The organism is Nitrogeniibacter aestuarii (assembly GCF_017309585.1).
Classification (GTDB): domain Bacteria; phylum Pseudomonadota; class Gammaproteobacteria; order Burkholderiales; family Rhodocyclaceae; genus Nitrogeniibacter; species Nitrogeniibacter aestuarii.
In genome coordinates this window covers 847,766-871,196 of sequence record NZ_CP071321.1, presented here as the reverse complement: position 1 = coordinate 871,196, position 23,431 = coordinate 847,766, and the positions used below count along the sequence as shown (strand labels likewise).

General features: G+C 58.0%; 20 protein-coding genes. 4 read left to right on the top strand and 16 right to left on the bottom strand.

Annotated features, from left to right (window positions below; all coding sequences use genetic code 11):
• Nucleotides 1-6 precede the first annotated feature (6 nt).
• Genes J0W34_RS04100 through J0W34_RS04090 form a run of 3 tightly spaced genes read right to left on the bottom strand, consistent with a single transcriptional unit; the run spans nt 7 to nt 2,345 of the window.
• A complete protein-coding gene (locus tag J0W34_RS04100) occupies nt 7-684 on the bottom strand; it encodes a type IV pilus inner membrane component PilO (protein WP_230970791.1) in 678 nt (225 codons plus the stop codon).
• On the bottom strand, nt 685-1,272 hold the full coding sequence (locus J0W34_RS04095; protein WP_227815759.1) for a PilN domain-containing protein: 588 nt from the start codon (nt 1,270-1,272) through the stop codon (nt 685-687).
• Nucleotides 1,269-2,345, bottom strand: a complete 1,077-nt coding sequence (locus J0W34_RS04090) for a pilus assembly protein PilM (RefSeq protein ID WP_227815758.1) — start codon at nt 2,343-2,345, stop codon at nt 1,269-1,271. Before J0W34_RS04090 ends, J0W34_RS04095 begins: the two co-directional genes overlap by 4 nt.
• Before the next feature lie 168 nt (nt 2,346-2,513).
• Between J0W34_RS04090 and J0W34_RS04085 the strand changes: the two genes are divergently transcribed.
• Nucleotides 2,514-4,982, top strand: coding sequence for a penicillin-binding protein 1A (locus J0W34_RS04085; protein WP_230970790.1), 2,469 nt, complete (start codon nt 2,514-2,516; stop codon nt 4,980-4,982).
• Nucleotides 4,983-4,988: 6 nt separating this feature from the next.
• Here the strand turns inward: J0W34_RS04085 and cyaY are convergent, their stop codons facing one another.
• A complete protein-coding gene (cyaY, locus tag J0W34_RS04080) occupies nt 4,989-5,312 on the bottom strand; it encodes an iron donor protein CyaY (RefSeq protein WP_230970789.1) in 324 nt (107 codons plus the stop codon).
• A gap of 50 nt (nt 5,313-5,362) precedes the next feature.
• On the opposite strand from cyaY, the gene lptM reads away from it, so the two are divergent.
• Nucleotides 5,363-5,509, top strand: a complete 147-nt coding sequence (gene lptM, locus J0W34_RS04075; protein WP_230970788.1) for an LPS translocon maturation chaperone LptM — start codon at nt 5,363-5,365, stop codon at nt 5,507-5,509.
• Nucleotides 5,506-6,762: a diaminopimelate decarboxylase gene (lysA, locus tag J0W34_RS04070; RefSeq protein ID WP_230970787.1), complete on the top strand. Its 1,257-nt coding sequence runs from the start codon at nt 5,506-5,508 to the stop codon at nt 6,760-6,762. Before lptM ends, lysA begins: the two co-directional genes overlap by 4 nt.
• Nucleotides 6,763-6,829: 67 nt before the next feature.
• Here lysA and J0W34_RS04065 read toward each other — a convergent pair whose 3' ends face one another.
• The 7 genes from J0W34_RS04065 to J0W34_RS04035 form a co-directional block, all read right to left on the bottom strand.
• Nucleotides 6,830-7,567, bottom strand: coding sequence for a PEP-CTERM sorting domain-containing protein (locus tag J0W34_RS04065; RefSeq protein ID WP_230970786.1), 738 nt, complete (start codon nt 7,565-7,567; stop codon nt 6,830-6,832).
• A gap of 67 nt (nt 7,568-7,634) precedes the next feature.
• Nucleotides 7,635-7,979, bottom strand: coding sequence for a hypothetical protein (locus J0W34_RS04060; protein WP_227815752.1), 345 nt, complete (start codon nt 7,977-7,979; stop codon nt 7,635-7,637).
• Complete coding sequence (gene rfbD / locus J0W34_RS04055; protein WP_227815751.1) at nt 7,976-8,872, bottom strand: dTDP-4-dehydrorhamnose reductase; 897 nt, start codon at nt 8,870-8,872, stop codon at nt 7,976-7,978. Before rfbD ends, J0W34_RS04060 begins: the two co-directional genes overlap by 4 nt.
• Nucleotides 8,869-9,414, bottom strand: a complete 546-nt coding sequence (gene rfbC, locus J0W34_RS04050) for a dTDP-4-dehydrorhamnose 3,5-epimerase (RefSeq protein ID WP_230970785.1) — start codon at nt 9,412-9,414, stop codon at nt 8,869-8,871. Before rfbC ends, rfbD begins: the two co-directional genes overlap by 4 nt.
• The gene (gene rfbA / locus J0W34_RS04045; RefSeq protein ID WP_230970784.1) at nt 9,414-10,307 is read right to left on the bottom strand and encodes a glucose-1-phosphate thymidylyltransferase RfbA; all 894 of its coding nucleotides are present in this window, start codon (nt 10,305-10,307) and stop codon (nt 9,414-9,416) included. The genes rfbC and rfbA overlap by 1 nt, the downstream gene beginning before the upstream one ends.
• A gap of 11 nt (nt 10,308-10,318) precedes the next feature.
• Complete coding sequence (rfbB, locus tag J0W34_RS04040; RefSeq protein WP_230970783.1) at nt 10,319-11,374, bottom strand: dTDP-glucose 4,6-dehydratase; 1,056 nt, start codon at nt 11,372-11,374, stop codon at nt 10,319-10,321.
• 117 nt (nt 11,375-11,491) lie between these two features.
• Nucleotides 11,492-12,595: a sugar phosphate nucleotidyltransferase gene (locus tag J0W34_RS04035; protein WP_230970782.1), complete on the bottom strand. Its 1,104-nt coding sequence runs from the start codon at nt 12,593-12,595 to the stop codon at nt 11,492-11,494.
• Between the two features lie 407 nt (nt 12,596-13,002).
• Between J0W34_RS04035 and J0W34_RS04030 the strand changes: the two genes are divergently transcribed.
• Complete coding sequence (locus J0W34_RS04030) at nt 13,003-17,136, top strand: glycoside hydrolase family protein (RefSeq protein ID WP_230970781.1); 4,134 nt, start codon at nt 13,003-13,005, stop codon at nt 17,134-17,136.
• Nucleotides 17,137-17,253: 117 nt separating this feature from the next.
• Here J0W34_RS04030 and J0W34_RS04025 read toward each other — a convergent pair whose 3' ends face one another.
• The 5 genes from J0W34_RS04025 to J0W34_RS04005 form a co-directional block, all read right to left on the bottom strand.
• Complete coding sequence (locus J0W34_RS04025; protein WP_230970780.1) at nt 17,254-18,348, bottom strand: acyltransferase family protein; 1,095 nt, start codon at nt 18,346-18,348, stop codon at nt 17,254-17,256.
• Nucleotides 18,349-18,411: 63 nt separating this feature from the next.
• The gene (locus tag J0W34_RS04020) at nt 18,412-19,557 is read right to left on the bottom strand and encodes a glycosyltransferase family 4 protein (protein WP_230970779.1); all 1,146 of its coding nucleotides are present in this window, start codon (nt 19,555-19,557) and stop codon (nt 18,412-18,414) included.
• 10 nt (nt 19,558-19,567) lie between these two features.
• Nucleotides 19,568-20,353 (bottom strand): glycosyltransferase family 4 protein, encoded by a 786-nt coding sequence (locus J0W34_RS04015; protein WP_230970778.1) that lies wholly within the window; start codon nt 20,351-20,353, stop codon nt 19,568-19,570.
• A 350-nt stretch (nt 20,354-20,703) separates the two neighbouring features.
• Entirely contained in the window at nt 20,704-21,996 is a 1,293-nt protein-coding gene (locus J0W34_RS04010) for a hypothetical protein (protein ID WP_230970777.1), read from the bottom strand.
• A gap of 116 nt (nt 21,997-22,112) precedes the next feature.
• Entirely contained in the window at nt 22,113-23,396 is a 1,284-nt protein-coding gene (locus tag J0W34_RS04005) for a lipopolysaccharide biosynthesis protein (RefSeq protein ID WP_230970776.1), read from the bottom strand.
• Between the last annotated feature and the right edge of the window lie 35 nt (nt 23,397-23,431).

Here is a 23,431-nt window from a genome sequence, read left to right as displayed (position 1 = left end):
CGCACGTCACTTCCTCTTCTTGGCAGCCTCGGCTTTCGCTTTTGCTTGCGCCGCCAGCTCTTCTTCATCCAGGTAGCGATAGGTCACGGCAGAAGCCTTCATCCGCAGTGGCTCGTCCGGTTTTTCCCGGAGTATTTCCAGGTTATTCAATGTCACGATACGCGGCATCTTGGCCACATCGCCCGCAAACGCGCCGAGGTCGTGGTATTCGCCGACAAGACTCACGTCGATCGGCATCTCCGCGTAGAACTCCTTGACGTTCTCGCCACCGGGTTTGAACAGCTGAAAGAGCAAGCCACGCCCGATACCCGCCTGGTTGATATCAGCCAGTAGAGAATCCATCTCGGCACGGTTGGGAAGCTGTCTGAGCAAGGCGCCAAACTGACGATCAATCTCGGCAAGTTGCGCCAGATGAGCATCAAGGTTGACCGACTGCCGCTTCTTGTTACGCCACTCGTCCTTCAGATCGAGCTCGGCCTTTTCACTCTTTTCGAGCGTCTCGACCTGCCCCTGCCAGACGAACCAGTAAGCCAGCCCCACGACGAGCGCCAGTACAAATGCGAGTGTCGCGACACGCGGCGCAAGTGGCCATACACCCGGATCGTTGTCCAGGCCCTTGAAATCGTCAGCGAGACGCTTGAAATCTATTTGCGCCGCTGGCTTCGAGCTTAATGATTTAACCATTTAGCTCTTCCTCCCTGCAGCTGTGGCGGGCGGCTCTTCGTCCTTGACTGGTCGTGCAAACGATATCTCCAGTACGAACTGACTGACCCGGCGTCCATCAACCGTTGCTGCCTTGACCTCTTTCAGTTCAGGCTTTTCGAGATACTCAGAGCCATCCAGATTGCGCATCAGCGTGGATACCCTGGCATTGGACTGAGCGTAACCCGACAACTCAACCACCTTGCCGCGCTGTTTGATGCCCTGCAGGTAGATACCTTCGGGCGTCTGTCGAGCCAAAGCGTTGAGCAAATTCACGGTCTCGGCCCGATTTCCCTGAAGCGACTCAATGACCTGTTTGCGGGCAAGGAGTGCTTCGATCTGGCCACGCAAGCGCTTGATTTCAGCGATATCCTTGTCGAGCTTGGCGATCTCGGTGCGCAGGAAGTTGTTCTTTTTCTCCTGAGCATCAATGACCTCGCCGATCGCAAAGCTGACGATCGCACCGATCACGACGCCGGCCAAGGCCATTGCACCGACCAGAGCGTAGAAATTGTTTCGGCGTTGCCGGCGTGCCTCCTCGCGGTGAGGAAGCAGGTTGATCCGAATCATGAATCAAACCTCCGGAGAGCAAGGCCGCACGCCACAAGAAGCGAGGGCGCATCGGCTATGAGGTTCTTCGGGCGCACCTTGGAAGCAAGCTGCATTTTTGCGAACGGGTTGGCCACAATGGTGTCGACCTGAGTGCGTCCGCCAACGACTTCGGCCAGGCCCGGAATCACGGCACAGCCACCCGCGAGAACGATGTGGTCCACCTGATTGAACTGCGTCGAGGTAAAGAAGAACTGGAGGGCACGAGACACCTCAAGCGCCAGGCTGTCCATGAAGGGGCGAAGCAACTCCGATGTGTAGTTCTCGGGCAGGCTGCCGCTACGCTTCGCGGACTCCGCCTCTTCTGCACTCATCCCGTATTGACGCGCAATATCCTGTGTCAGCTGCTGACCACCGAACGCCTGCTCGCGGGCATAGACCTGAACGCCATCGCGCAGCACGGTGACATTGAGCAGATTGGCGCCGATGTCGACCAGCGCAATGATGCTGCCCTTGCCCTGACCGGGAAGCTGACGAGCGACATGATGGAAGGCCGCTTGGGCAGCGAAGGACTCGACATCCATGATCACCGGTTTGAGACCTGCAGCTTCAGCCGCGGCAATCCGGTCTTCCACCTTCTCTTTTCGCGAGGCCGCGATGAGAACATCGAGTTCGCCTTCGGCGTCACCGGATTCCCCAATGACCTGGAAATCCAGATTGACCTCATCGAGCGCGAACGGAATGTACTGGTTGGCCTCAGCCTCAACCTGAACCTCCATCTCCTGCTCGCGTAATCCCGCAGGCAGAAGAATCCGCTTCGTGATGACAGCAGATGCAGGCAAGGCCATGGCGACATTTCGAATACCCGGCCCCATGCGTCGCAACGCACGCTTGATGGTGTCCGCGACGCCGTCGAGGTTAACGATATTGCCATCGGACACAGCATCCTTGGGCAACGACTCTACCGCATAGCGCTCCATCCGAATCCCTTCTTTGAGACCACCGGAAAGCTCGACGAGCTTTACCGATGAAGAAGAGATATCGAGCCCAACCAAGGGGCGCGCCTTCGGGTTAAAAACCGACAAGTCAATCACAAAGAAAATCCTTAAATTTCTTCATGTTAGGCGCAACATGTGAAAAACGGCTTCAATGCTAGCAACAACGATGGCATGTGTAAACAAACATCTCTGTCACACACTGATTGGTGCCGCACCGCCGCAAAACGTATAATTGCGCGATTTACTCACGGATATTTACGACGCATGCGCTGGGTTCTTTACCCGTTTTTGGCCCTGATTGGCCTTGTCGTGCTCGGAATGGCTACTTTGGCAGCCGTCGTTGCCTTTGCCTGGCCGAAGCTACCGTCCCTCGACATCCTGACCGACTACCAGCCCAAGATCCCGTTACGGATCTATACCGCCGACGGCCACCTGATCGGCGAATACGGCGAGGAGCGGCGGAATTTCGTCGACATCAACACGGTGCCCGAAGTCCTCAAGCACGCGATTCTCGCCGCCGAGGACGAGCGTTTCTACGAGCATCCGGGGGTTGATGTCCTGGGCATCGCTCGAGCCGCCTCGGCCAACCTGCTCTCGGGTGGCAAGGCGCAAGGCGCCTCCACCATCACGATGCAGGTGGCGCGCAATTTCTTTCTCTCGCGCGAAAAGTCCTACACCCGAAAAATCTACGAAATCCTGCTTTCGCTCAAGATCGAGAAAAATCTGACGAAAGACCAGATCCTTGGGCTCTATATCAACCAGATCTATCTCGGTCGGCGTGCCTACGGGTTCTCAGCGGCGGCAAAAACCTACTATGGAAAGCCACTCGCCGACCTGACTGTTGCCGAAGCCGCCATGCTCGCGGGTTTGCCCAAGGCACCGTCCAAGTACAACCCGGTCGTCAACCCGGAACGCGCCCGTCTCCGCCAGCACTATGTCCTTCGGCGCATGAACGAGCTGGGCTACATTTCCACGGCCGAACTCGAAAGCGCCAAGACCGAGCCCTTCAAAGCAGTCACGACTGATCGCAACGAAGCATCCACGGTGCATGCCGATTACGTAGCTGAAATGGCACGCCAGATCGCAGTCGAGCAGTTCGAAGACAAGGCCTACGAACTCGGCATCCGGATCATCACCACGATCCGCAAGGACGAGCAGGAAGCCGCCTACCGCGCCCTGCGCGATGGACTCATCGCGTACGACCTGCGGCATGGTTACCGTGGCCCAGAGAAATTCATCGAACTACCGCCGGCCGGCGAGCTGCGCACCGAGGCCATGGACGAGGCGCTAGATGAACTGCCCGACTATGGAGACATGCTCGCCGCCGTGGTGACCGAAGCGACGCCCAAGAAAGTGGTGGCCTATCGCAACGGCAAATCGTACGAGATCGAAGGCAAGGCCCTGAGCTTTGCGGCCCCCATGCTGGCCACCAAGGCACCGGCCGCCAAACGGATCCGCCCGGGGGCCGTCATCCGCCTTCAGCAGGAAGACAAGCTGGGCTGGACCATTCGCCAGCTGCCGACCGTCGAGGGCGCACTCGTTGCAATCAACGCAGATGATGGCGCGGTCCGTGCGCTGGTGGGCGGCTACGACTATTTCCGCAACAAGTTCAATCACGCGACACAGGCGTATCGCCAGCCTGGATCAAGCTTCAAGCCTTTCGTGTATTCCGCGGCACTTGAGCGCGGCTTCAGCCCTGGCAGCTACGTGGAAGACGAGCCGCTCTACTTCCCGCCAGGGGTCACCGGGTCTCAAGCGTGGGAGCCCGCGAACTATGATCACAAGTACGAAGGCCCCATGACACTTCGTCGTGCCCTGGCCAAGTCGAAGAACATGGTCTCGATCCGCTTGCTGCAGTCGATCGGCCCCGACTACACCCAGGACTTCGCGACCCGTTTCGGCTTCTCGGCGGATCGCACGCCGGCCTATTTGACCATGGCACTGGGCGCAGGCTCAGCCACACCTTGGCAAATGGCCACCGGATATGCGGTTTTCGCCAATGGCGGCTATCGGATTCAGCCGTACGTGATCAAGGAAATTCAGGACAGTGACGGCAACATTCTGGCGCGCGTCGACGCCCCGGTCGCCGGGAAATCGGCGGCGAGGGTGCTCGACGAACGCAACGCTTTCGTGATGAATTCGATGCTTCAGGATGTGGTCAACGCCGGCACAGCCGCGCGGGCGAAATCCTTGGGGCGTAGCGACCTCGCCGGCAAGACCGGCACAACCAACGACTATGTGGACGCCTGGTTCTGTGGTTATAACCCGGACATTGTCACGGTGGCATGGGTCGGCTTTGACCAGCCCAGTAATCTCGGTAGGGGAGAAACAGGCGGCCGCACGGCGCTACCGATCTGGATCGACTACATGAAGGTCGCGCTGGACGGCGTAAAGAACAAGTCGATACCCAAGCCAGCCCGAGTCGCCCGGGTGGCAGCGGTGGAAGGCATCGAGCCGGACTGGGTGTATGCCGAGAACGAAGCGCCGATCCCGCCCGAGCTTCCCGACGATCTGCTTGAACACGCCACGGCACCGATGGATGCCCCATCGGAAGTCATCCCGGCGTTCCCGGGTGGGCTGTTCGGCGGTGACAGCGAGGCCCCGCCCCAGGCACCCATCAAGATCGAACCGCGGGTTCAGCCACCGGCGCCGGTCGAAGACCTTCGTCCAACACCAGCGCCCGTCCTTGACGCAGCGCCGCGACCGGTCATTCGGCCGACACCCATACAATAAGTACGATCAGGCGGGCTCCAGCCGGACGGGCTCGCCTGCCTGATCGCTGATCACGCGTGAGAGCAAGACATACAGATCTTCGCCCGAACGCGAGTCCCGCCAGTCGCCGTCGACCGGACGGAAGTGGAATCCACCACTGCGCGCCGCAACCCAGATTTCGCGGGCCGCCACATGGCGATTGATGATGATCTGCGAGTCATCCTCGAACGTCAGCGCCAGTATGCCTCCGGGCTGCGGTTCGATATCGATGTCCACACCGCATTGCTCAAGCGCATCTTCGATATGCGCGAGTTCTTTTTCCGCCATGGAAACAAATACTGACTCATCCATTGCTGCCCCCTGTTTCTGCTAGCATTTTCCCTTTTCCCGTCGAGTCCGCCATGACCTCCACCCGCCTTCTCCTGATCCTGACCGCAGTGCTGAGCTTGAGTGCATGCGGCATCAAAGGCGCTCTGTTTGTGCCTGAACGGCCCGACATCAGCGCAGCGGATGGTAGCAAATCTGCCCAGGAAGAACCGAACAAATGACCGCGTTTCCGATCCCGACCCTCACGGGCACAGATCAGCTCCAGCTTGAATCCGTCGCATTGAGCGATATTGCCGCTCAATTCGGCACGCCCACCTACGTGTACTCTCGCAAGGCCCTGACGGACGCCTATCGCGCCTACGAAACAGCGCTAGCCGGTCGCAAGGCAATGATCTGCTATGCCGTCAAGGCCAACTCCAACCTCGGCATCCTGGACGCGTTTGCGCGTCTTGGTGCCGGTTTTGACATCGTCTCGGGTGGAGAACTCCAACGCGTCATCGCTGCCGGTGGCGACCCGGCCAAGGTCGTGTTCTCGGGTGTCGGCAAAACGGAAGCGGAAATGCGCCTGGCACTTGAGGCTGGCATTGGCTGTTTCAATATCGAGTCGCCCGAAGAACTCGTGCGGCTCGGAGAGACCGCCGCGACCATGGGCAAGGTGGCGCCGATCGCGTTTCGCGTCAACCCGGATGTGGACCCCAAGACCCACCCCTACATCTCGACCGGTCTGAAGGCCAACAAGTTCGGTGTGGCCTACGACGATGCACTCTCGCTGTATCGTCGCGCGGCCCAAACGCCGGGCATCGCCATTCACGGCATTGCCTCGCATATTGGCTCACAGTTGCTCGATGCCGCGCCAGTGGCCGAAGCCGCAGAACGGGTGCTCGCGCTGGTCGAACAGATCAACGACGCCGGCATCGAGTTGCATCACATCGATATCGGGGGCGGGATGGGCATCCGCTACGAAGATGAATCAGCGCCGCACGCCGATGCATTCCTGGCACCGGTGCTTGAGGTCTTGAAAGACCGTCCGGAAGCCATCCATCTGGAACCAGGTCGCTCACTCGTTGGCAATGCCGGGCTCTTGCTTACGCGAGTCGAGTTTCTCAAGCATGGTGAGGAAAAGCACTTTGCTATCGTCGACGCGGCCATGAACGACCTTGCCCGACCGGCACTGTATGACGCCTATCATGCCGTCGTCGAAGTCGAGAAAAGTGATGTGACGGCCGATGTGTACGACGTGGTGGGGCCGATCTGTGAGAGCGGCGACTTCCTCGCTCGAGACCGCAAGCTTGCTGTCCGCGCAGGTGATCTGCTTGCCATCCTGTCGGCCGGGGCGTATGGCATGACCATGGCGTCGAACTACAATACGCGACCGCGCGCGGCCGAGGTCATGGTCGACGGAGATCGTTGCCACCCCATCCGCGCTCGCGAGCGTGTCGAAGACCTGTTCGCCAACGAGCAGCGCCTGCCCTGAGGCCAACCGGACGCAACGGCAAAGGCGCCTGTGAAGGCGCCTTTGTCGTTTCAGAATGCATTGAATCTCAGCACTTGCGTCGGCGTTTGACCATGGTCCCGATCATGCCCAGGCCCGCCAGCATCATGGCATAGGTTTCGGGCTCAGGCACCGGCGCAGTCACAGTGAAGCCACCCAGATAGGGCGCCGTGTTGGTTTCGATGGTCTCCTTGCGGACAATCCACTGAGACGTGTCGAGCAACGACGTGCGGTAAGCCTCAAGCGTCGTTTCACCACTGCGCGGCCCCACGTACTCAGCAAAGTCCACACGCCCGTCCAGATTGACGACAGCACCGTCAAGGCCGGCACCCGGCGATGGAACGAACCCGCCCCAGCCAATGGCGGCCAAAGGTGTGATGACGCCTGCCTGATCAAGGTACAGCGTAACTGAATCGGTGAGCGCTGCCAGGGAAAAGCTCCCGGACCTTCCCAAATCGCCGACGGACGACCACAAACTCGTCGCACTATTGACCGAGGCAAAGCGGATCACTTCGCCCGCCGCCACATTGGCGTCCAATGTCCAGCTCAGCACGCCCTCGCCCGTCAGGAAAGCGCCGCCAGCGCCTGGAAGTGCGCCGTTCCACTCACGGTCGGTGAAATAGAGCTGTTCGCCAGCCGCCAGATCCACGAAGCTTGTCAGCGCAAATCCATCCTCATCGGCATTGACCGCAGTAAACGCCAGATCGCCGACAGAGGGAGCGGCCATGACCGCCGTTGAGGACACAAGTGCAGCCAGCGTGATACCGGCACGAAACGGGAAAGTCATTCTTCAATCTCCTTGAGTTTGGAGATCTCATGTTATGACGTTTAAATAATGACAGATATGTAACAGATCACTTCGGTGCTGTGCGTGATTTTGTTTCAGTGATCGCGTACAAGGCTCGAGCGAAGGATTTCCAGGCGCATCCGCCGTGGGTGTGAACCCCGATCCCCGCGCTCTCGGCCATGATTTTCAGCATGAGATTGGAGAGGGCAAAGATTTCGCCCTTGGCTCGTGTGGCCGGGTCTTTGGAGAGCACCAGCGCCTTGGTGGTTGCCGGTTGGCTCTTGAGCGCCTCGGCCGCGAGACAACGAACCGAGGCCGTGTCGTTCCAGTCGATGCCCATTGCAATGCCATGCATCTCAAGCGCACGCTCTATATCGCGGGCTTCCTGCGCAAAATTCTCGAAACCGCTCACTGGTTTGCCATCTCCGCCAGACAGGCTGCGAGCGCAACCTTCCAGTGGGGCATTGTAATCCCGGTTTCATTGTGCAGTGCAAAATTATCGAGCGACGAGTTCGCTGGCCGAGGGGCGGGTACCGGATAGTCCGAACTCGGGATCGGCGAAATCGACTTCACCGCCCACGCGCGTTCCGGCCATTGCGCCCTGGCTTGGGCGCGAATTTCTTCGGCAAAGCCATGCCAGGAAGTGCGCCCCGCCGAACACAGGTTGTAACGCCGGAACACGGGCTCCGCACCACCACGCCGCTCATCAGCCCAACGCACCAGGTGTGCAGTGGCGTCGGCGATATTGCGCGCCCATGTGGGCGCACCGTACTGATCGGCCACCACCGTGAGCGCCTCGCGCTCGGCAAACAGTCGCAACATCGTGGCCACGAAGTTCTTGCCTCGCGCCGCATAGACCCACGTCGTGCGCAGAATCAGCGCATCACATCCGCTCTCTTCGATCGCGCGCTCTCCTGCCAGCTTGGAGCGGCCGTACTCATTGACTGGCGCAGTGGGGTCGGTTTCCAGATAGGCACCCGCCTTTGTGCCGTCAAACACATAATCGGTCGAGTAGTGAACGAGCAGCGCGCCCGCCTGGCGCGCGGCCACCGCCAGCTCCCCGACCGCTGTCGCGTTGATGGCATGAGCCAGCTCGGGCTCGGATTCTGCCTTGTCCACAGCGGTGTACGCTGCCGCGTTAACGATCACATCGGGTTGATGGGCGCTGACCACGCCGGCTATGGTGTCTGGCTTTGAGAGGTCGCATGCGTTGCGGTCAAGCGCAATAACCTCACCCAGGGGCATGAGGCTTCGGGCCAGCTCCCAGCCCACCTGGCCGTTGCCCCCGGTCACGAGCAGCTTCATTCGTAGACCTCAGCGTCCTTGAGCAATATACCGGCCTTGTCCTTGCCAGACAGCATCGGTTCGCCATTCAGCGGCCACTCAATGCCCAGGGCCGGATCGTTCCAGAGAATGCTCCGCTCATGCTCGGGCGCGTAGTAGTCAGTGGTCTTGTACAGGAAGTCCGCCGAGGCCGACATCACCAGAAAACCATGAGCAAAGCCCGGCGGCACCCACAACTGGCGGTTGTTGTCTTCAGTCAGCTCTACGCCGACCCAAGCGCCGTACGTGGACGAGCTACGGCGCAGGTCGACAGCAACATCGAACACCGAACCACGCACTACGCGCACCAGTTTTCCCTGCGCTTGTTTGATCTGATAGTGCAAGCCGCGCAAGACACCCCGCTGACTGCGCGAGTGATTGTCCTGAACAAAGGGCAGTTCCACCCCAGTTGCCTCGGCAAAACGCTTTGCGTTGAAGCTCTCGAGGAAGAAACCGCGCGAATCGCCGAACACGTCCGGCTCGATGATCTTGACTGCATCGATATCGGTATCGATCACCTTCATCAGAACACCCGCTCTTCGAGGATGCGCTGCAGATACTTACCGTAGTCGTTCTTGGTCAGCGGCTTGGCCAAGTCGGCAAGTTGGTCATTGGAGATCCAGCCGCGACGCCACGCGATCTCTTCTGGGCACCCCACCTTGAGTCCTTGGCGCTTCTCGATGGTCTGGATGAAAAGACCCGCTTCGATCAGGCTTTCGTGGGTACCGGTATCGAGCCATGCATGTCCTCGGCCCATCACCTGAACATCGAGCCTGCCCTGCTCCAGATAGTGTTTGTTGACGTCCGTGATCTCCAGTTCACCACGCGGGCTCGGCTTGAGCCCTTTGGCAATCTCGACCACCGACGCATCGTAGAAGTACAACCCGGTCACCGCATAACGGCTCTTGGGTTTCGCCGGCTTTTCTTCCAGGCTGACCGCACGACCGGCTTCGTCGAATTCGACCACACCGTAACGCTCGGGATCGTGCACCGGATAGGCGAACACGGTCGCACCCACCGACGAGGCATCGGCAGCCGTCAGGCCTTTGGCAAAGTTATGCCCATAAAAGAGGTTGTCACCCAGCACCAGCGCGCAGGGGCTATCGCCCACGAAATCCGCCCCGATGATGAATGCCTGAGCGAGGCCATCCGGGCTGGGCTGGACTTCATAGCTGAGATTGAGGCCCCACTGTCTGCCGTCACCGAGCAACTGCTCGAACCGGGGGGTGTCCAGCGGGGTGGAAATGATGAGGATGTCGCGGATACCCGTCAGCATGAGCGTGCTCAGGGGGTAGTAGATCATCGGCTTGTCGTAAACCGGAATCAGCTGCTTCGAGACCGCCAGCGTCGCCGGATGCAGCCGCGTACTGGTGCCACCGGCGAGAATGATGCCCTTGCGGGCACTTGCGTGTGCCATGCCGTGCTCCCTTATCGATCAGCGTAGTTCGTGGAAACCCAGTCACGGTAGGCACCGCTCTGGACGTTGGCAATCCACGTTTCGTTGTCGAGAAACCACTGCACCGTCTTGCGAATACCGGTCTCGAATGTCTCTGCCGGTTTCCAGCCCAGCTCACACTCAATCTTGCGCGCATCAATCGCGTAGCGACGGTCGTGCCCCGGGCGATCCTTCACGTACGTGATCTGTTCAGCGTAGCTGGCCGCGCCAGGACGCATGTCATCGAGAATCGCGCAAATCGTCTTCACGATGTCCAGATTGGGCATCTCGTTCCAGCCGCCGACGTTGTAGGTCTCGCCGAGGCGACCGTCGGCCAGGACAGCCCGAATGGCACTGCAATGATCTTTGACGTACAGCCAGTCGCGCACGTTCATGCCATCGCCGTAGATAGGAAGCGTCTTTCCGGCCAAAGCATTGACGATCATGAGCGGAATCAGCTTCTCCGGAAACTGATATGGACCATAGTTGTTCGAGCAATTGGTGGTGAGCACCGGCAGACCATAGGTGTGGTGCCAGGCGCGCACCAGATGGTCGCTGGCCGCTTTGCTTGCTGAATACGGGCTGTTGGGTTCGTACGGATGCGTCTCCGTGAAGGCAGGCGCCTCGGCGGCCAAGGAACCATAGACCTCGTCGGTGCTCACATGCAGGAAACGGAAATCCGCCTTTGCAGCCTCGTCAAGCCCCCCCCAGTAGGCCCGCGCCGCCTCTAGCAGGGTGAACGTGCCTTCCACATTGGTCCGCACGAATTCGCCCGGGCCATGTATGGATCGATCCACATGGCTCTCGGCTGCGAAATGGACAATGGCGCGGGGCTGATGCGTAGCGAGCAATTGATCGACGAGCGCTCGATCGCAGATGTCACCCTGCACGAAGATATGGCGCCCATCACCCGCGAGCGACTTGAGCGTCTCGAGGTTACCGGCATAAGTCAATTTATCGAGGTTGACCACCGGCTCGCCCGTTTCAGCGATCCAGTCGAGGACAAAATTGGCTCCGATGAAGCCGGCACCACCGGTCACGAGAATCACGCAAGCGCCCTTCTTTTAGTCATTTATTGCTGCCCGCGGGATTTTACCAACTCGACACCACCCCCGTTCAAAGAAAAAGGCCGGCATAGCCGACCTTGTTTCAGCCGCAGGCTCAGTTTACCCGCGAGCATCCCCCCAGCGGTACGGACAATCGTCCTCACCCAGATAGTGGGCGACACCGGAGCGATCCACGCAGAACTTGGGCGACACGATCAACTCCGAGAAACGCTGCCCCTCGCCCACACGCGTGTACTCCTGAAGAATGCATCGCTCAACGCGCGAACCGGCCCTCACGTGAGAACCATGCCCAATCCAGGTTGGCCCGATGATAGACACCCCCGGTTCAATACGGACGCCCGACCCCACAAAAACAGGCCCGACAATCTGCACACTGTCCCAGGCAATTGATGTGTTGAGCCCCACCCAGACGCCCGGTTTCACTTCCTTCCCAGGCATATCCATCTGAGCCACCTCGCCGCGCAACACGCGCTGGGAGACCTCCCAGTAGTCCGAGAGGCGACCGATATCGATCCAGTTGAAGAAACGGCTTTGCGCAAAGAAGGGCACGCCCTCTTCGACCAGCTTGGGGAACAACTCAGAACCAATGTCATATTCGGTGTCTGGAGGCACCATGTCGATCACTTCGGGCTCGAGAATGTAAATCCCCGTACTGGCGAGCGTCGACAGGGCCTCATCCGGTTGAGGCTTCTCCTGGAAGGACGTGACACGGTCATCGTTGTCGGTGACCACCACGCCATAGTTGACGACCTGCTCGCGCGGCACATCGAGCGTGACCACGCTCGCCTTGGCGCCTTTGGTCTTGTGTTCGTGCAGGGCTGCCCCGATGTCCAGATCGACCACCGCATCGCCGCACATGACCAGCGTCGTGTCGTCGAAAAACCCGCCAAAATCCTGAATCTTGCGCAACGCTCCAGCCGAGCCGACCGCCTTCGAGACGATCTCACCATGGTCACGCTGCCCCTCGAAGGAGTAGCCAATGTTCACGCCCCAACGTCGGCCATCACCAAAGTAATTTTCAATCTTCCAGTGATTGAAAGCCACGTTGACCATGATGTCCTTGATCCCGTAACGCGCGAGATGCTCAATGAGGTACTCCATCACCGGCTTACCCAGAATCGGCACCATGGGTTTGGGCAGTTGCGAAGTCAACGGGCGGACACGTGTGCCCTTGCCCGCAGCGAGAATCATTCCTTTAGCCATGTTTTCCTTTCGATGCTGATGTGTCGATTACGAAACGCCCATGTCATTGTGCACTGCAGCGGCACAACGATATCACAACTGATACGTCATTCGCCTGACGGACACCGTAAGCGCCAAGGGTGTCCGGCCGCACATATTGCAAATCACGAGTTATCAATTGACGCCTCATCTCCGGCAGAACAGCCCAGCCGCCGAAAGTGCTGCCGATGGTCGGGACAATCCATCTGAGGCACAAAGGTGTCTAGGAAACCGTGGGCGATTCACGTGGAAATGGTTGCCATAGCAGAGTGTCCGCTCTTTATCAACCGTACGTAAGGCTGAACGCGCCGTTCGCCCGGATAGCGTAAAGCATGCGACCCCAAGACCGTTGCAACAACCAGTTCCCTCCCTGTCGGCGGCGAACACAAGTGGACACGAAACGGCCCGGACGTCATGCGTTCAAGGCGCCAGAATCGACGGTTTTTGCAATGACAAATTTTCAACTCTCTAGAATGCTACTCAGCGATATGGCAACACGCGCCGGAAAACAAGCGGAACGACGCTCTGCGTGGTCTACGCTGCGGGGCATCCTTCTATCAGCGGCCCTCATCTGTCTCGCGCTCGCGAACGGCGCGCTTCACGCTGAGGTTTTGCTGGGTAATTTCGATACCAGTCAATCTATTTCACCTTGGCAAACATGGCGTAGCGTCGAGACAGGAGTCACAGCAAGCACCGCTTTGGCTCCGGATGCTCTCGGGGGAAACGCACTCAAGCTGGACTACAACTTTACTTGCTCGCAGAAAAGTGCAGCCTGCAAACAATTTGCCGGTCTCAGATATCTGCCAGAGACAGTAGTTACGCCGCTCGCAGCAATCACGTTCGTCGCGAGACTCTCTCCAGAGGCAAACTTGATCGTGCGAATTCAAGACGAGAGCGATCAGGTTTTTCAATATAGAGTTGCGCGCCCTCTGGCGGCCTACGATCCGAACACCTGGTTTACAGCTAGTGTCGCCATTAACAACTTTGACTCCTACTTCGGTGGCGCGAACAACGGACTGTTTCAGGGCAACATCAAATCAATCTTTTTCATTGTCGAGTCGACAGCCTCCCCAGCCGGATCGGGCTTTCTCGTCATTGACAATGTATCCATGGTCTCTGAAACCTCCAGCCGGGTTAGCGGCACCACGGCCTTCGACTCGATCGTCGACGATTTCGAGAATCGCTCAACCATCTTGCCCTGGAAGATCTGGGTCCGCTCGAGTTTGACAGCCTCTGCCTGGGTCCAGGGAGCACCCGGATACTCAAGCGCAAAAGGACTCGCGCTCAACTACACGTTCTCTTGCTCCGGCTCGGGTGGCAACTGCGTGCCTGCTGCAGCCGCAACGATCAAGCTGCCGGTACCCTTGCCAGCGGGAGCAGGCGTACGCTTCATGACTCGGTCGTCGATCGACGCTCGATTGAAGCTCAGGGTAGTGGATTCGACAGGGCAAATATTCCAGTACGCCGTGGCAAAGCCGATCGAAGCCTACAACCCCGCCGTCTGGTACCAAGCCGAAGTCGATCTTTCCAAACCGGCAAGTCATTGGGGAGGGGCGGCAGATGGCGTCATCCATGGGAGCATTACCGAAGTGTGGATGATGGTTGAAGGCGACGATACAGCTACGGTATCAGGATTCGTTCACATCGACGATATTGAACTTGTCGCAAGTATTCCAAGCGCTGAGACCGCCTCGCCAATAACCTCCGATGTCATCATCGACGACTTCGACCGTCGCATCACGCCGTTGCCTTGGGCCACATGGACAGCGAGCGCCGGCTCGGCAAATGCTCACTTGGACACCTCCCCGGGACATGAGAGTACACGTGGTCTGAGGATGAATTACGCGCTGAACTGCGCGCCAACCGCAGCGCCCTGCAGCTCCGCCGCAGCCTCCGTTCTTGCGTTACCGACACCGACGGCGCTGCCCGGGGGTGTCGCCATCCGGGTGAAGGCACCGACGGATGTCGAACTGCAACTGCGCCTCCTGGACGTATCTGGACAGATGTTGCAGTACGCTCTGCGCCGCCCCCTCGACGGCTACACCCCCTCCACGTGGTACCTAGCCACCGCCGATATGAGCCGTCCAACGGACCACTGGGGTGGGGTCAACACAGGCGTCCCGCAAGGTGGCATATCCGAAATGTGGATCGTCGTTCGAAGTCGCAATAGCCAGTCGACCTCCGGCGCGGTTGACATTGATACCGTGACAATGACCAAAGACGCCCCCGTATCCATCGCGTTCAATCTTGATGACGGCCGCCTCGCCTTCGACGATTTCGATACGCGCCCAACGCATGCTCCTTGGGAAATCGAGTCACTCGTGGGATCGGTCGATGCCTCCTTGGGCACGGGCGCAGGCTACAACACCGCGCGCTCAATGCTGGTCACTTATAACGCCACCTGTGCGAGCAGTGCGGAATGCATGCCAAGCATCGTTAGCACGTTGGCGCTGCCCGAACCCCTTCCCCCCAAGGGTGCGCTTTCCTTCTGGGCCCGCGTCTCAAAGGAAACGCAGTTGCGCGTTCGCGTCACAGACGAAACCGGCCAGACGCTCCAGTACGAGACAGTCAAACCGATTGCGGCGTACAACCCAAACAGTTGGTACAAGAGTACCGTGGCGCTGGCCAAGCCAGATACGTATTGGGGCGGCGCAGCCACCGGGCAGATATCCGGCAACATCGTCGCGGTCTCGATTGTCGTCTGGGCGCGCCATGCGGGTACGCTTGAAGGCAGCGCGTTCATCGACCAGATCGGGATGGCAGATGAACCCGTGGTGCGCGTCGCCGCGCTCAGCACGGGACACGCAACGATTGACAACTTTGACGACCGCCTGAATACCGGTCCGTGGTACGGAGTCGCGGGCGGTGACAGTGGCGCATCGGGCTCAGTAGCACTCGGCGCCGGCAACGCATCGAACAGCAGCCTCGCTGTGAATTACGCCTTTAACTGCGTTGGCGTCTCGTGTGGCTATGTTGGCGCATGGCTTCAGCTGCCAAAACCGATTGAAGTTCCAGCGGCGCTGTCCATCAGCGCAAAAGCGCTCGCTTGCGTTCAACTCCATCTGCGGCTCGTCGATGAAGAGGGGCAGTCCCTTCAGTACCGCTTGTGGCGTCCTCTGGAAGGCAGCGATGCCACCGCCTGGTTCCATACTCGGGTCGCCGTATCCCGACCCGACAGCTTTTGGGGCGGACGAGCTGACGGAAAAGCGCATGGCAGTATCGAGGCCATCCAGCTGATCGTCCAGAACATCGTGGGGCTACCCTGCAGCGGCACTGCAAACTTTGACGACTTGAGCGTCTGGGCGAGCACAAACGTCACTTTTTCGCTCGACCCCGATACCAACGCGCTGACACAAGTGCCGCCGTCAGCGCGAAAACTGGGCAATCGCTTGGGTGTCGCGCATCACCTCAGCGCCGGTCTTGCGCCGGTCGCCATTGCCGCTCAACACGGCATACAGCTCATCCGAAGCGACTTGTACTGGACCGACGTCGAGCGCAATGGAGTCTATGACTTCAAACGTTTCGAACCCTTGGTCACCGAAGCTGAAGCACAGGGGATGGGCATGCTCTTCATCCTCGACTACGGTCATCCCGATCACGATGTTCGCACCGCCGCCGGCCGGGCCGCTTTCGCAGCGTACGCAAAAGCCGCCGCGCAATATTTCGCGGGGCGGTCGGTATCCTTCGAGGTGTGGAACGAACCCGACACCGAGGTGTTCTGGGGGTCTACGCCCGACCCACAAGCCTACGCAAGTCTCTGCAGAGCCGCGATCGACGGTGTGCACCAGGGCAATCCCGCCGCCAAGGTCTCCACAGGAGGCCTGGCCGGGTTCAACTGGCCCTACATGGAGACCATGCTCATGGCGGGCGCAGCGCAAAATGCAGACGCAGTTGCAATACACGGATATCGCGACGAAGCGCCCGAAACCATCATTGACCAATGGATCACCGCAAACTGGGTGATCAAGACCCTCGCTGGACGCACGCTGCCCATGTGGCTTACCGAATGGGGCTATTCCACCAACCGCATCGACACCCAGAGCGATCAGGACGCCTTTGAACACCGGCAGGCGGTCATGCTCGCGCGAGGCACCCTCTCCAACTGGGCATCCAATATCCCGATGTCGATCTGGTACAACCTGGTCAACAAGGGCGCCGACGTAGCTGATCACCAACATCATTTCGGCCTGCTGAACGAGTTTCTTCAAAACAAGCCGGGCGCGGACGCACTCGCACATCTTGTGTCTGCTGCAGCCGATCAAGAATTCATCGGCCTGGCAACAAACGCCCCGGCGGGCGTTCACGTCATGGGGCTCCAGGATGAGACGGGCCGCACATGGATTGTGTGGAACACCCGAACGGACGGTGATCTGACACTTTCCTTCCCGGATGCGCGGCTTGAGAGCATCACCGACATGTACGGAACCAGTAACGTCAACATATCTGCCAACCCCGACGGGGTTACGAGCAGAGTTGAATTAAGCGAGGCCGCAGGACCCGTTTATTTACGCTTCCTACAATGAACGCATCCGATCCTCAATCACGTTATTGTCTATTATCACACTTAATTGTTCCGCGCGGCTAAGACCATATTTACGGCATCGGACCGACACCCATAGAGCACATGAAAAGAAAATCTCTCAAACGACGTGCGTTCCTTGGCCGCGACTCAAATGTCTACCGAGTGCAATCGAAGGCATCTCAACAAACCGATAAACCAAAGAGGCGACACCCATAGTCAGAAGTGAAATAAAGCAAATCAAGACCCCCATGTGCGTCGCCTCAACACCCACGCTCAATGCTTTATCAACCCACAGCCCGACCATTTTCATAACAATTGGGTGAAAGAGGTAAAGAGAGTAGCTTATCGCTCCGAGCCACAACAAAATTCTACTTTCAATCCGGAGGACGTAAAACCCACCGACAAATATTACCAATCCAAATAGATGCCCGAAAAAGAAGCGCCCCGGATGCTCCACAAAATTTAGGCCAAAAATCGATAAAACGAAAACCAAAACAGGAATAGAAAAAACCAGCACAACTCCAGACAAACCCCAGAACTTAGCCACTCCTTCTCGTGGGAAGAAGTATTGGCGCAAGACAGTACCTGAATACATGATCGCAAGAACATATGGCAGATACCTCATCTCCTGACTTAGCGAAAACCCCAGAACCGAATATTTATCGAGAACAGACACAAGAAAAAAGGTTACCAACAGTAGAACGCACATACTAATCTGGATAGAAAGCCGCCACAAAAGCCCACATCGAAATAAAATTACACAAAGCGCATAAAAAACCAGCTCAACCTGAAGCGTCCAATACAAGCCCTGTATGTGCCCAACCCCCAAAAAACCTTGAATCATAGTGAGATTGGCAAGCACCTCGACTAATGAGAACTCCTTACCTTCACAAATTCGGTAAACAAAGATTGCCGCCAAGATTGACAACCAATAGGCCGGAAAAAGACGAAAAAATCTTCGGATCGCGAAGCTCTTTACAGCAGCCGCACCGGATGGAAAACTGTAAGGAATAACAAAGCCAGATATCAAAAAGAAACAAACAACCCCTATTCGTCCGAAGTCAAAATTCCACGCAAATGCAGCAAATGCTGCCCCACGCGCAGCCACCTCAGGTATTCGAGCCAGCATCTCAGAGCTATGCTGCCATACCACAAGCATCGCCGCGACCCCCCTCAGCACCTCAATACTATGCAGCCGGTGAGACGAATTCATACTTCTGCACAATTAGGTTGACTCACACCTTTCATTCGGCACCTCATATTTATTTGCGCACACTCAAAAGCCATTTCGAGCTACCGGCTGTAGTTTTTCCTGAATCGCCAATGCGGCTATATCACTAAGCGTCCGCCTAAACGAGGTTTCGGAAAATCTCAGGGAATTTTCCCTGCACGCTTTGGACGAAATATCAAACCCTGGTTTCTCGAATGCCTTCACTGCTTCCACAACCGCCTCGGGCGTCTGGGAAGGGTAGAACAAGCCAGTTCTTGCGCCGTCACCAACGCCTACAATAGATTCCAGAACGCCACCTTTCCCGTACGCGATCACCGGCGTACCGCATGCCTGTGCCTCAACCGGTGCAATGCCGAAGTCTTCCTCAGCGGCGAACACGAAGGCTCGCGCCCGCTTGATGTAATCGACGAGGACCTCGGTCGGCTGAAAACCGAGCACCGACACGTTGGGTGTCGCCAACTCCCTCACGCGCGCGAGTTCCGGGCCGTCCCCAATGACCACAAGTTTTTTGTCACGCATACGGGAGAACGCTTCAACGATCATCGGAATTTTTTTGTACGGCACCATCCTTGAAGCGGTTACGTAGAAATCCTCTTTCTGATCGGTCCACTCCAGTCGCTCGACACTGACCGGCGGGTACACAACGACAGCATCGCGACGATATGCTTTTGCGATACGCCGCGCGATGAACGATGAATTGGCGACAAACTGGTCCACGCCATTTGAAGTTCTCAGATCCCAAAGCCGCATGTAATGCAGCATCGAACGCGCCACTACGCTCTTGACGCCTTGATCGAGACGCGCTTCTTTCAGGTATTGGTGCTGCAGGTCCCACGCGTATCGCATAGGTGAATGAACGTAGCTGACGTGCACCTGATCAGGGCCAGTGATGACACCTTTTGCGACTGCGTGCGAGCTCGAAACCACGAGTTCATAGGCTGAGAGATCCAGCTGCTCAATCGCGATGGGCATCAGCGGCAGGTAGTTTCGATACTTTGTCCGTGCAAGCGGCATGCGCTGGATGAATGTGGTCTTGGCGCGCTTGCCTTGCAGAAACCCGCGTTCTGCCTCAGGCACGAAGTCAACGACCGAAAAAAGATCGGCATCAGGCCAGATCTGGATCAATTGCTCGAGAACACGCTCGGCTCCCGCGTAAACAGTGAGCCAGTCGTGAATGATTGCTACTTTCATTGTTCGGTTCTCACGCCGTCTGATTGGCGACTATTGTTGTTAGCTGTTCGCTCAGCGCACGTGCGCCACACTCCCAGTGAAAAGCCAGGGAGCGTTCCCGCCCCTTCGTCTGAAGATCGCGCCGAAAGCTATCGTCGCCGATTGCCCGTTCGAGCAATGCCGCCAATCCGTCCGGGTCGTTGGGGTCAAAATAAGCGGCCGCGTTACCGCACACCTCCGGAATGGATGCGGCATTTGAGGCCAGCACCGCACAGCCACAGGCCATCGCCTCAAGGGGCGGAATGCCGAAACCCTCGTACGTAGAGGGAAAGACGAAATAGGCTGCGGTCTCATAGAGAGCCTTCAGTTCAGCGTCGCTCACATATCCGAGATACTTGACGCTATCGGGGAGCTCCTGTTCCATTCCGGCGAAGATCTTGGGGTTACTTCCGCCAACCACAACAAGATCGAATCCCGACGAAGATAAGCGCGCCATTGCCCGTGAGATCAGACCGAAGTTCTTGTGTGGCGCCATGCTGCTGACGGCAAGCACAAAGGGGCGACGGGTCAAGTCGTGGCGCTCCAGGACCGTACGATCCGATTCAATTCGATCCATGTGATCGCCGCCCTCGCCCACGATGAACGCATCGCGAACGCCGTACACCTTGGCAAGCTCCTGTCGGGAGAATTCAGAAACGGTCCCGACTGCCATGGATCGTCGCACGAGAAAAGGAATCAGCACGCCATACCACATGCGAAAGACTCGACTGTAGGAAACGGGGGTGCGCACTGTTGCAGCATCGTGAATGATCGTCACTTGCCGACGTGCGCATATCGGGCCCACATTACATAGATTCAGAACGACCCCGTCCCTTGCTCGCCACGGGAGGTCTATTTGCTCCCAAAGCAAGCCATTTCGATGGCCTACCGTTTCAACACGAAGATGTTGAAAGCTTGCATCGGCGCCTGAAGGAACTAGGATCGTGACGTCGGTCGGAAGTTGAACTGCCGATCGCCCGAGCGCGTCGTCCATGGCTCGCAGTATTTCATGGGCAAAACGATCCACTCCCGTAGGCCGACGCCCAAGGAATCGGCCATTGATGTATATCGGTGTCATCCGGATTACCGTAAAAACAGAGTTGTGTCTGAATGGGCGGCTGTCGTTGATCAGTCAAAATCAAGCGAAATGTCTTCTGGTCGGAGATGATCCGGCAGGTTCAATACAATTGGCATGCCGCCTTCGAAGTTCACCTCAACATGCCCCGCAACGCGTGCCACACGTGCTGAGGAAGCCAACCGGCAGGGATCGAGCAATTCAGCCGTGCCGGCATTCATCACGCGCACGCTCGACCTCGCGGCCTGCTCGTTGCCGAAGAGAAAGATCAGATGCTCACCACTGCGCTTTTTGAACAGGTAGGCACTGAGGCCCTTCCTGGTCAGAACTCGAATCGGGCGATCTGAGATCACTTGATTGAAAGCCCTGACGGCACATGAAGATGGCTTTTCTTCCCCCGTCGTTCGCAGCAGGCCAAAGTGCGCCTGAATGCTGTCATCACGCCGGGGCGTGTCCATGAATTCGTAGACCCATACGCCCTTGACCCACTCACGCGCACTGGCCTCAAGGAGGAATCTCAAGGTGTATTCGGCCGCTGCACGTTCGCCAACGCCACACCGCCCCTCATAGGTGGGCCACCCCACCTCGGTGACGTAGACCCCCATGTTTTCGCGTCCAGCGTCGATCAGAATGGCGCGCAATTTATCCAGTCGGCCAATCAGATCATCTGCCCCAACGCGCTGTCGTTCGCAGTGATTGTAAAGATGGACGGAGAGTGCGTCGCCAGCCTCTAGCATGCCGGAACGTATCGCCTCCTGGAGCCACGGCCAGTTTTGACCGTCATGACCTAGCGCTCCGACAAGCACAGTTGCGTCTGGGCGCAAGCGCTTGATCTTCGCGTACGTCTGACGCGCCAGTGCAACGTAGGTTTCTGCCCTGCCACTGCGTTTGGGTTTCACCAGTCCGCCGCCAGTGTTCCATTCATTCCAGATTTCGAAATAACGTCGTTTTTGCGGCAACTGTCCCAGGAGCCAGCTCACATAACGTGTGTATGCGCTAACCGCCTCGGGCTGCTCGGGGTGGCCACCGCCGTACAAGGGATTTCCGTAACCCAGTACCGTCAGCAGTGCCACATCTCCAACCTCAGCCTCGATCGCGCCAAGGGCCAGTTTTGCCTGAAGGGGCTTACCGGTCCAAGTAAAGCTGTTCTTTTGCTTCTCCAGATGCCCCCAGTAGAATTCGTCCCGGATGGCACGGATACCGCTCTCACTCATCCATCGGGTCAGGTCTCGAGGCCCGGTTTTTGCCTGCCCCAAATGTGTTCCTACTCCGATGAGCAAAGGACCGTCGGCCGCATTTGCAGAAGGGCTGACGATGAGTCCCATCAGGCCCGCGACGATCAACACGGCGCCCACCGATCTGGTGACCGAGGACCTCAACCTGGGAACCCAAAGACGGTCCGCAAACCGATTGCTTGTTAGGTACTTCAGAGCGACACCAAGTGGGATTTGACTCATTGTGACTACGCCCTGCTGAGGAAGCCCGGGATACCAAACATCGACCAGAACCCGAGGCGACGACGAACCGCCCAGGCCGTCAGGACATTCTGAATCGCGATACCCAGGCTGAGACCGGCACAAACTCCGGTCAAGCCAAGTTGAAAGGACAGCATCACCGCAAGAGTGAATCCGGCGACAACACCTACAAACGCAGCACGCATGGCATCTCGCTCATGACCGCTCATCGTCAGCAGGAACCCGACTGGACCAGTGACGGCATTCACCAGTTGCCCCATGAGAAGCACCCTCAGGATGGCACCTTCAGATCCAAACTTGGCGCCAAACATTCCCATGACCTCGTGGGAAAAAGTTTCAAGCAAAACCACCAATGGCAGCGTCGCCAGCAAAAGCAAAAAAGTCACAGTGCGCGCCAGGTGCTTCAGCCCGTTGATGTCACCACGCGAATGCAAAGCCGAAAACCGGGGGGCAACAACCATGTTCATTGCGACGAGGAGAAAGTTCACGACCATCGTGACCCGCAGTGCGGCAGAAAATACGGCTACATCTTCAGTCGAAAGAAGGCTCCCGACGAGCAACTGCCCACCCCACTGCTGGGCCGCGTTCAAGGCAACCAGAATCCACAACGACGGGCACGTTCTCAAGAGCTCGCGGATCTCTTGGGCGGCACTTGCATTTCGCACAATCGGAAACCGGCCCCAAGAGACAACACCAACGGCCACAGCCGCGAATGCACCCGCCGCAATGGCGGAGGTCACACTAATTCCAAGTGTTCCCTGCCACACCCACAGAATGAGAAACGCGGGGAATGCGAATGACGATGTTAATACGGACCCCATCAGGCGCCCCACACCAAGCAGCGCCTGAGACAGGACAAGCGCCACGGCTAACGCAGGCACGGCAACAAACACTGCAACAGCAGATTGGAACCCCTCCACACCCAATGAAAACGGCAAGACGCCAAAATAGTCCGCGGTGAGTATCAGAAGGCCGAGCGCACCACCCGACGCCATGCACAACCGTGTGATAAACACCAGAAGGTCGTCAGACTTCTGCGGCTGTTTCGATTGCGTAAAGCGCCCGACAAAACGCAATGCACCTGTATTAGTGCCGTAACATGCCAAGGCGCCGCTCAGATTGACGACAGCCAGCAGGAGAAATAGCTGACCAGCAATCGATTGGGGCAACTCGCGCGTCACCACCACGGTCATCAGTAGGCCCGTCAGTGCACCGATCACCCGGGCGCCAAACGCAACGGCCAACTTTCCAAGCAATTCGCCGCGTCTCATGCAACCCAGTCCACACAGACGCCAACATCGCTGAG